The sequence below is a fragment of the Pseudoxanthomonas mexicana genome, from assembly GCF_001556105.1.
Taxonomy (GTDB): Bacteria; Pseudomonadota; Gammaproteobacteria; order Xanthomonadales; family Xanthomonadaceae; genus Pseudoxanthomonas_A; species Pseudoxanthomonas_A mexicana_A.
This window is the reverse complement of sequence record NZ_LSIF01000054.1, coordinates 78,904-87,542: the sequence shown is the minus strand read 5'-3', so window position 1 is coordinate 87,542 and position 8,639 is coordinate 78,904. Positions and strand designations below refer to the sequence as shown.

Here is an 8,639-nt window from a genome sequence, read left to right as displayed (position 1 = left end):
TCGCACACGTCCGATAGCCCCCGAAGCGTCCCTGCCGCTCCCCACCCAGCAAGCCACCGCACCCGCAGATCAGTGCATCACCGGTTTCCCAGCGCAGCAGATGCGCACTCGCGACGAGGCCCAGCACGGCGGCCAGTCCCAGCAGTCCATAGGGAATCCAGCGCAGCACGTCACCGAGCGGGTGGGCGAGTGTCGCAGGCGCCAGGCTCGTCAGCAGCCAGGTGGACGCGAACGCCAGCAGCAGGCACCCCAGCGTCGGCAGGTACAGCTTCAATGCCATCCAGTGCAGCTGCGTCATCGGTCATCCCCTCGAATCGAGGCGGAGAAGATCGCCGGACGCCGTCGCACGGGCTGATACGGAACGACCGATGACGGCAAGTAAGCCGCCATGGCCGTCGCGTAACATCGAACGTTCCCCCCCCCCCGCCGGATCGCGCCCACATGCACTTCGTCTTCGATGCCTTGCTGATCGACATGGATGGCACGCTGGTGGATTCGACGACGCTGGTGGAAAAGGTCTGGGAACGGTTCTGCCGTGAGCACGGGCTGGACTTCGCGGCCTTCATCGCGGGCTCGCACGGCCGGCGCACGGTGGACAGCGTGACCGACGCGCTGAGCGATACCCCCGACAGCCGCCGCCTCGCCCACGCATTGGAGACGCAGGAGACCCACGCGACCGACGGCATCGTGGCCCATGCCGGTGCCGCCACCCTGCTGGCTGCGTTGCCTTCAACCGCCTGGTCGCTGGTGACCTCCGCGAGCCGCGGCCTGGCGCGTACGCGCATGCACGCCGCTGGCTTCGACCTGCCCGCGTTCGGCGTGTATGCAGACGACGTCACCGTCGGCAAACCTGACCCCGCCTGCTACCTGCTGGGCGCACAACGGCTGGGTGTTCCGATCGCTGCATGCGGTGTGCTGGAAGACGCACCGGCCGGCATTCTTGCCGGTGTCGCCGCAGGCGCCCGCGTGCTCAGTGTCGGCCCGCGTTTCGAGGGGCAGCCGGACCACGTGGTCAACATCACGGGGCTGGACGCCCTGCGCATCACCCTCGTCGACGGAAAAATCCACGTCGCGGTGGATGCGCGATAGCGGGACGGACAATCACTGCAGCGGACCTTCTGCCGGACCATCGCTGCTGTGGACCAGCGCGCGATACACGCCATCGCGCGGCTCACTCATGCGCGCGTTATCCCGGGAACTTCGGGAACTTCTCGTCTGGATGGCGTGCCTTCCATTCCTTGTAGGCGGCCGTGCCTTCCCACGCGGCGAACGCACGAGGCGGGCGACCTCGACCCGTCCACGTTTCCTGCGTGTGTGGCAGCCAATACTTCGGCGCGACTTCCTTGGTCGCTACAGCCTTCTTGGATCGGCCGGGACTGCTCGCCCCCACCGCGGTGACGATCTCGGCCTTCTGCCTCGGTGTGAACAAACCACCGTACTGCGCCAGCAATCCCATGACCTCGGAATACGCGTCGGCCGATTGCTGCTGCCGTAGCTGGACTTCCTGTTCTTCCAGTTGGCGGAGTTCTGCTTCCAGCCTGGCCTTGGCCGACGCGATGGAATCGAGGGTTGGCTTAGTCATTCAGTACGACCTTTCGTTGTCGGTGCCGAGGCGGCACGCTGTTGAACCCAGTCTATCGGATGCGGAATTGCCCCGGCGTCATCGCCCCTCCCGCACGACGGATGTTCGCCAGCCACCGTCTTCTGTGAGAAAGCGAACCAGAAAGGTGCGCGCGCACGGCATTGAGGTGAGACGACGAGGCAAATAGCCTCGCTCGCAAGGCGTTTCGGGCTGCCGGCAAGGCAATTTGCCTCGAACGCGAGCCTTTTAGGTGAGACGACAAGCCAATTTGCTTCGATGTCGAAGCGTTTAGCTGAGTCGACAAAGCTATTTGCCTCGGCGTCGAGGCTGTTTGGTCTGGCCGCAAGGCTTTTTGCCTCGACGACGAACCAGCGTGGTGCGCCATCGAAGCTCGAAGGCCTGGCAGCGAGGAAAACGGCCTTGATGACGATGCCGAGCAGCCGCCCGGATCAGGGCACGCCGGTGGCCGTCACCCTGCACTGCAGGGTCGCCGTCACCTGTCCGCCGGCGGGCAGCGTCGGAATCGTCATGCCGGTGCCGAGCAAGGTGGACACCGGCACAGTCGCGGACGAACACACCGCACCACCGGTGGCCGCACAGGTGAAGGTCGAACTGGGCGTGGTGCAGTCCAGACCGGCACCTGGCGTGTCCTTCAGCACCGCACCACCGGCGGCCGCCGGTCCGTGGTTGGTCACCACCAGCGTGAAGACAACGACCGCTCCGCTCACGACGGGATTCGATGCGGCGGTCTTCACCACCTCGATATCCGCCAGACGCGCGGCGTTGCTGAAGACGCAGGTCAGGTCGTCGCCGGCTGCCGGCGTCACGTTGAACGTGGCAGCGCTGCCGCTGGGCGCCTGGCCACCGGCACGGGTGTTGGTGCAGCGGTAGGTGGTGTCGTAGTTCGCCAGCAGCGCGCCGTTGGCGCCGGTCTCCCATAGCGCATACGCCGTGTCGACGGCGGCGGTCAGCGTGGCGACCTGCGTCGGGGTGTTGCTGGAGCCGGCCGTGGTCGTCGACTGCAGCGCAGTGCTGCCGGTGCCGATGTTCAGCGTGAACTGGTCTGCGGCTACCGCGCGCCCGTTCGGCAGCGTCTTGCGCAGGCGGATGACCGGCAACTTCTCGTTGGCGAACGTGCACACGATCTTGCCCCCCATCGCCGTGGCCGCCGCGTTGAGCGTCACGGTGCCACCGCCTTCCACACCGGCGGCCGCCAGGCCGCTGACCGTGGCGGTTCCTGTTCCCAGGCCGGTGCAGGTGATGCCGGCCAGGCGATAACCGGGCGTGATGCCCTCGGTGATGGACGTGGCCGTCGCGGCCGCCGCCAGCGTGCGCGTGGTGCCGTCCACAGGCGTGCCTGCAGTAGCCGTGGTCACACTGGTGGCGGTGTAGCCATTGTTACCCGTGAAGGTGAAGGTACCGACGCCGCCCGTGCTGGTCTTGCGCACGGTGACCGTGGGCGCGGGGTCCAGCACCGAGACGCCCACCTTCACGACATTCCCGTTGAACGTGTCCGCCAGCTGCCACCAGTTGGGGCCATAGCCGTCGCCGCGCAGGAAGACACGCAAGGTCAGCGTGCTGATCGCCGTGCCGTTGACGCGGACCGATCCGCACGCGCCTTCATTCGAGCACGCGATATCGAACCTGGTGGCGCCATTGGTGATCTGGTTTCCCGACACCGTGAAGATACTGTTGCCGGACAGGCGGGTCAGGGTGACCCCGGCGGTGAGCAGATCGAACTCGGCCGTCACGCCGAGCGGGGTAACCCCCCCTGCCCCAATCACCCTGGAGGCCAGTACGCGTTCCCCCATGCCATGAATGTGGAGGATCGGGTTGTCGACCGGCGCACTGAACGTGAGCACCAGATCTGCCATCTGGACGCGCGCCCTCGTGGAGGTCGACCGAGCCCGCACCGCGATCGCGTTGCTGCTCACGAAGACGCGGACGCCCGCGTTCGCTGCGGAGATGCCCTGCCCCGCCGGTGCGCCCGCGGACGAAAACAGGTCGGGCTCGTCGTTCGGAACCAGCGTGCTGTACTTCACCTCCGGCGCCGGTTCGTTGCCGTAATACGCCGTCGTGCCACCGAAGAACACGGCATTGCCACCCGTGCTGGCCGGGTAGCTGTCCGCTGCCGTCAGGTAACTGAACTGCTGGTTGATGAGGCTGTAGGTGACCGTCACGGCCGGCGTGCGCGCCACCATCGTGTTGCCGGTGGGGTTGTCGGTGTTGTGCCGCAGCGTCACTACCTGCGGGCCGGCGTCCGGTCCGTTGCCTGCGGGACCGCTGCCGGCCAGCGCGGTGTTGTCCGCCGATTCCAGCACCACCTGGGCCGATGCCGCGGCCATGCCGCACCACAGCGCCACGCCGACCAGCCAGGTCGCCACGCTGCACCGCGATATCCGTGCGGCGCGGCGCGTGGCAGCGCGCACGGGGGTCGACAACGCGATGGCGGCAGGCAGGTTCACGGACATTCCTCGCGGGAAGGGCGAAGCGCGCGCGTCGACCACACGGGCTAGAAAGGTGGCCGACGGAGCGCCTTCGTCCATCGCCCCGCCGCTCTCTCCTGGACAGCCCGACTCACGGCAACCCCGTCGCCGTCGCGGTGCACCGCAACGTCGCGGTGACCTGTCCGCCGGAGGGCAAGGTGGGAATCGTCATGCCGGTGCCGAGCAACGTCGCCACCGGCACCGTGGCGGACGAGCACGTCGCGCCACCGGTGGCCGCGCAGGTGAACGTCGTGCTGGGCGTGGTGCAATCCAGGCCCGCGCCGGGCGTGTCCTTCAACACCGCGCCACCGGCCGCAGTCGGCCCATGGTTGGTCACCACCAGGGTGAAGGTGATGACCCCGCCGCTCGCGACGGGATTCGATGCGGCGCTCTTCACCACGGGCGTCTGCCCGCCGGCACGGGTGTTGGTGCAGCTGTAGGTGATGTCGTAGTTCGCCAGCAGGGCGCCATTGGCGCCGGTTTCCCACAGCCTGTATGCCGTGCCCACGGCGGCGGCACCCAACGTGGCGACCTGCGTCGGAGTGTTGTTCGACCCGGTCGTGGTCGCCGACTGCTGCGCGGTGGCGCCAACGCCGATGTTCAGCGTGAACTGGTCTGCGGCTACCGCGCGCCCGTTCGGCAGCGACTTGCGCAGGCGGATGACGGGCAACTTCTCGTTGGCGAAGGTGCAGACGATGTTGCTGCGCAGCGCCGTGGCCGCCGCATTGAGGGTCACGGTGCCACCGCCTTCCACACCGGCCGCGGCGAGGCCGCTGACGGTGGCGGTTCCGCCCGTTCCCAGCCCGGTGCACGTGATGCCGGTGAGGCGATAGCCGGGCGTCGTGTCCTCGGTGATGGCCGTGACGGTCTCGGCGGCGCTCAACGTGCGGATGGCACCGTCCACCGGCGTACCCGTCGTGGTCGTGGTGACGCTGGTGGCGGTGTAGCCGTTGGTACCGGAGAAGGTGAACGTGCCGACGCCGCCGGTGCTGGTCTTGCGGACGGTGACGGTGGGCGTGGGCTCCATCACGGATACACCGATTCTCAGTACATCGGCGTTGAATGAGTCGGGCAGTTCCCACCACGTGGGGGCGTAACCGTCGCCACGCACGAAGACGCGCAACGTCAGTGTGCTGATCGCGGTCCCGTTGACACGGACGGATCCGCAGCCTGCCGCACCCGTGCACTGTGATTCAAACCGCGTTGCCGTGTTGCTGATCTGGTTTCCCGATATCGCGAAGACACTGTTGCCGGACAGTCGGGTCAGGGTGACGCCCGGGGTGAGCATGTCGAATTCAGCGGCCAGCCCGAGTGGAACCGCACTCCCTCCTCCTGGCAAACCTGGCGCCGACCCTTGCCCCCCCATGCCGTTGATGTGGAGGATCGGGTTGTCGACCGGCACACTGAACGTAAGCACCATATCCGCCATGCGGACACGGGCCGTGGTCGGCGTCGACGGCTGCCGTACCGCGATTGCATTGGTGCCCAGGGTGAGGCGCACGGCCGCGTTCTCGGTGGAGATGCCTTGCCCCGTCATTGCCGCAACCGACGAGAACAGGTTGGCCGTGGCGCCGCTCCCGAGCATCGTGACGTACTTCAGATCGGGCGCCGGTGCGTTGCCCGTGAGATAGGCCGTACCGCCGAAGAACACTGCATTGCCACCGGTGCTGGCCGGGAAGCTCTCCGCAGCGGTCAGCCCAGTGAATTGCTGGTTGACGAGGCTATAGGTCACCGTGACGGCCGGCGTGCGCGCCACCAGCGTGTTGCCGGCGGGGTTGTCGGTGTTGTGGCGCAGCGTCACCACCTGCGGGTTCGGATCGGGACCATTGCCAGCGGGACCGCTGCCGGCCAGCGTGGTGTTGTCCGCCGATTCCAGCACCACCTGCGCCGACGCCGCGGCCATGCCGCACCACAGCGCCACACCCGCCAGCCATGCCATCACGCAACGCAGTGTGGTTCGCGTGGCATGGCGCATGCGTGCGCTCACGGGGATCGACAACGCGATGGCGAAAGGCATCTTCACGAACGTTCCTTGCTGGGAGGGCGAAGCCCGTGCGTCGATCGCACAAGCCAGCGGTGTGTCCAATGGAGCGTCGCGTCCCACTACCCGCCACGGCACCCGGCAGATGCCTGCGACCCCACCATCGCCACGCACAGACACCTCGCCATCCCGCAACCCGGCAGGACGTGCATCGCGCACTTGCACCACGTCGTGTGCAGAAGTTCGACGTAGGCCTCACTCGCATTCGTGCCCGCATCGCAGGCAAATGTGTCAGCACCTGCAACACGCACGGCAGGGCATCCGACGGCGCCGGAACGGTCGCGTCTCTGCATGCGTCACGCTGCGGTGGTTACCGCACGATGGCGCGTCGCCATCCCATCTCGATGGGATGCGCGAAGGTAAAAGAAAGCCCCGCATGGCGGGGCTTCTTCCATCGTGCAAGCGACGGGAAAACTCAGGGCTGTCCGGTGGCCGTCACCATGCATTGCAGCGTCGCCGTGACCTGCCCATTCACGGGCAACGTGGGGATCACCATGCCGGTGCCCAGCAGCGTGGAGACGGGCACGGTGGCGGAGGGGCACGCCGCACCGCCCGTGGCCGCGCAGGTGAACGTGGTGCTCGGCGTGGTGCAGTTCAGCCCGGGACCGGGCGTGTCGGTCACCACCGTCCCCGGGGCCGCCACCGGGCCGTTGTTGGTGACCAGCAGTGTGTAGGTCACCACGCCTCCGCTGAGGGTGGGGTTCGGCGTCGCCGTCTTCTGCACCTGGATGTCCGCCTGCTGCAGCGTGTTGGTGAAGGTGCAGATGACGTTCGCACCCGCCACGGTGGCCGCTGCATTCAGGACGACCTGTCGCGAGGCCAGGTTCGGCAGGCCCGCGCAGGTGATGTCGGTGAGCAGATAGTTCGGCGGCAGCGTGCCTTCAGTAATCGTGGTGGCGGTGTTGGCTGCCGTCAGCACCTGCACCGCGCCACTGACCGGTGTGCCGGCGACGGTGGTGACCAGCGTCTGGTTCGCGATGCCGTTGCTGCCACTGAAAGTGAAACTATTGATGCCGTTCACGCTGGTCTTGCGGATCGTCACCCGCGGACGCGGCGTATTGCTGAAGGTGCAGGTGAGGTCGTCGCCTGCCACGGGCACCACGTTGAAGGTCGTGCCGATGCCACTCGGCGCCTGCCCGCCCGACCGCGTGTTGGTGCATGCATAGCTGGTGGTGTAGTTGCCCAGCACCGCACCACCCGCCGCCGATTCGGACAGCGTGTAGGTACTGCCTGCCGTGGGCGAGGCGTGCGTCAGCAGGCCGCTGGCCATGGTGCCGTTGCCGGTGGTGGTCACCGCTGCCGGAGCGCCCACGCCGGCGATGGACAGGGTGAACTGGTCGGCCGCCTGCACGCGGCCACCGGGCAACGCCTTCTGCAGGCGCAGCGTCGTGCGTGCGTTGGTGAAGGTGCATGTCAACGACGCACCCGCTGCGGTACCAGCGCCGGGAATCGTGTACGTGGTGCCGCTGCGGCTGCCCACCGTGGCACCGGCCGCATTGCTGCAGACCGCATTCACCAGCGTCCAACCCACAGGCAGGCTGCTTTCGGAGATGCTGACGGCACTGCCCGGCGCGGCCACGGTGAACGACTGCATGCCGGCGTCGGTATCGCCATCGACCTGGGTCGGCGTGCCGGCCGACGACGTGGTCACCGTGCCGGTCGTGACCCTCGTATTGGCCAAGGTGAAGCTGAAGGCTCCGCCCGGACTCGGGTTGGTGGTCTTGTACAGCGTGAGCGGCACGCTGCAGCCGGACATCTGCGCGATGGTGTACGTGCCATTCGCGTTGGGGTCCCAGTAGCGGAATTCGATCCGCGACACCTGGTAGCCGGCCAGGTCGATGTCCACCGTGCCCCGTCGTCCGTTGCTCAGCGCGTCGGTGCTCCCGTCGGGCGCCTGGAACAGGTTGGACCCCGCGAAGGACAACAGCGTATTCGCATAGAACGAATACATCGACGACGTCAGCGTGATGAGGGCGCCGTTCTGGTCGTAGGCATTCACCCGCACCCGGTCGCCCGCATCCACATCGTGCAGGCGGAAGCTCAGGTTGCCGACGGGCAGATACTGGCTGAGGTTGTCGGGATTGCGGAAATGCAACGTGGTCTGGATGCGGTTGGCTTCACTGCCGGTGTCGCCGGAACTGTGGCCGATGCGGATGCCCGGCTCACCGGTGTAATGGTTGTCGCTGATGTCGTCGGTGGTGATCGTGCCGTTGCCGAAGGTGGTGTTGTCCACCTGCACGCGGGACCTGCCCACATAGACGTTGTTGCCATTGATCACCGTCTCGCTGGAGCCGGCTTGTCCGTTGAGGGCGGCGAACGATTGGTACGTGCCGAAACCGCATTGCTGCGCCAGCGCCGGCCCGGCGATGCCCGCCAACGCGGCCATGGCCAGCATGCGGTACGCGGTAAGCCTCATGACGTCGCGCCTTGCGCGCGCACGCGTGCCGGCTGCGACGGGCATGCGGCATGCCCGTGCGTTGCCATGGTCGGCAAAGTGGTTAGACGTTTCATGCACTATCCCCTGTGAGCT

At 67.1% G+C, this 8,639-nt stretch carries 6 protein-coding genes; 1 reads left to right on the top strand and 5 read right to left on the bottom strand.

Features of this window, described 5'->3' with window-relative positions; all coding sequences use genetic code 11:
- Positions 1-298, bottom strand: a 298-nt coding sequence (locus AX730_RS09005) for a hypothetical protein (RefSeq protein WP_198147103.1), incomplete at its 3' end; no start/stop codon positions are given.
- Positions 299-441: 143 nt separating this feature from the next.
- On the opposite strand from AX730_RS09005, the gene AX730_RS09000 reads away from it, so the two are divergent.
- Positions 442-1,089, top strand: a complete 648-nt coding sequence (locus tag AX730_RS09000; protein ID WP_062355081.1) for an HAD-IA family hydrolase — start codon at positions 442-444, stop codon at positions 1,087-1,089.
- Between the two features lie 97 nt (positions 1,090-1,186).
- Here AX730_RS09000 and AX730_RS08995 read toward each other — a convergent pair whose 3' ends face one another.
- From AX730_RS08995 to AX730_RS08980, 4 genes are all read right to left on the bottom strand, one after another.
- On the bottom strand, positions 1,187-1,582 hold the full coding sequence (locus AX730_RS08995; RefSeq protein ID WP_062355078.1) for an H-NS histone family protein: 396 nt from the start codon (positions 1,580-1,582) through the stop codon (positions 1,187-1,189).
- A 449-nt stretch (positions 1,583-2,031) separates the two neighbouring features.
- A complete protein-coding gene (locus AX730_RS08990) occupies positions 2,032-4,047 on the bottom strand; it encodes a prealbumin-like fold domain-containing protein (RefSeq protein ID WP_198147101.1) in 2,016 nt (671 codons plus the stop codon).
- Positions 4,048-4,159: 112 nt separating this feature from the next.
- A complete protein-coding gene (locus AX730_RS08985) occupies positions 4,160-6,085 on the bottom strand; it encodes a prealbumin-like fold domain-containing protein (RefSeq protein WP_062355071.1) in 1,926 nt (641 codons plus the stop codon).
- Positions 6,086-6,524: 439 nt separating this feature from the next.
- The gene (locus AX730_RS08980) at positions 6,525-8,525 is read right to left on the bottom strand and encodes a prealbumin-like fold domain-containing protein (RefSeq protein WP_198147099.1); all 2,001 of its coding nucleotides are present in this window, start codon (positions 8,523-8,525) and stop codon (positions 6,525-6,527) included.
- Between the last annotated feature and the right edge of the window lie 114 nt (positions 8,526-8,639).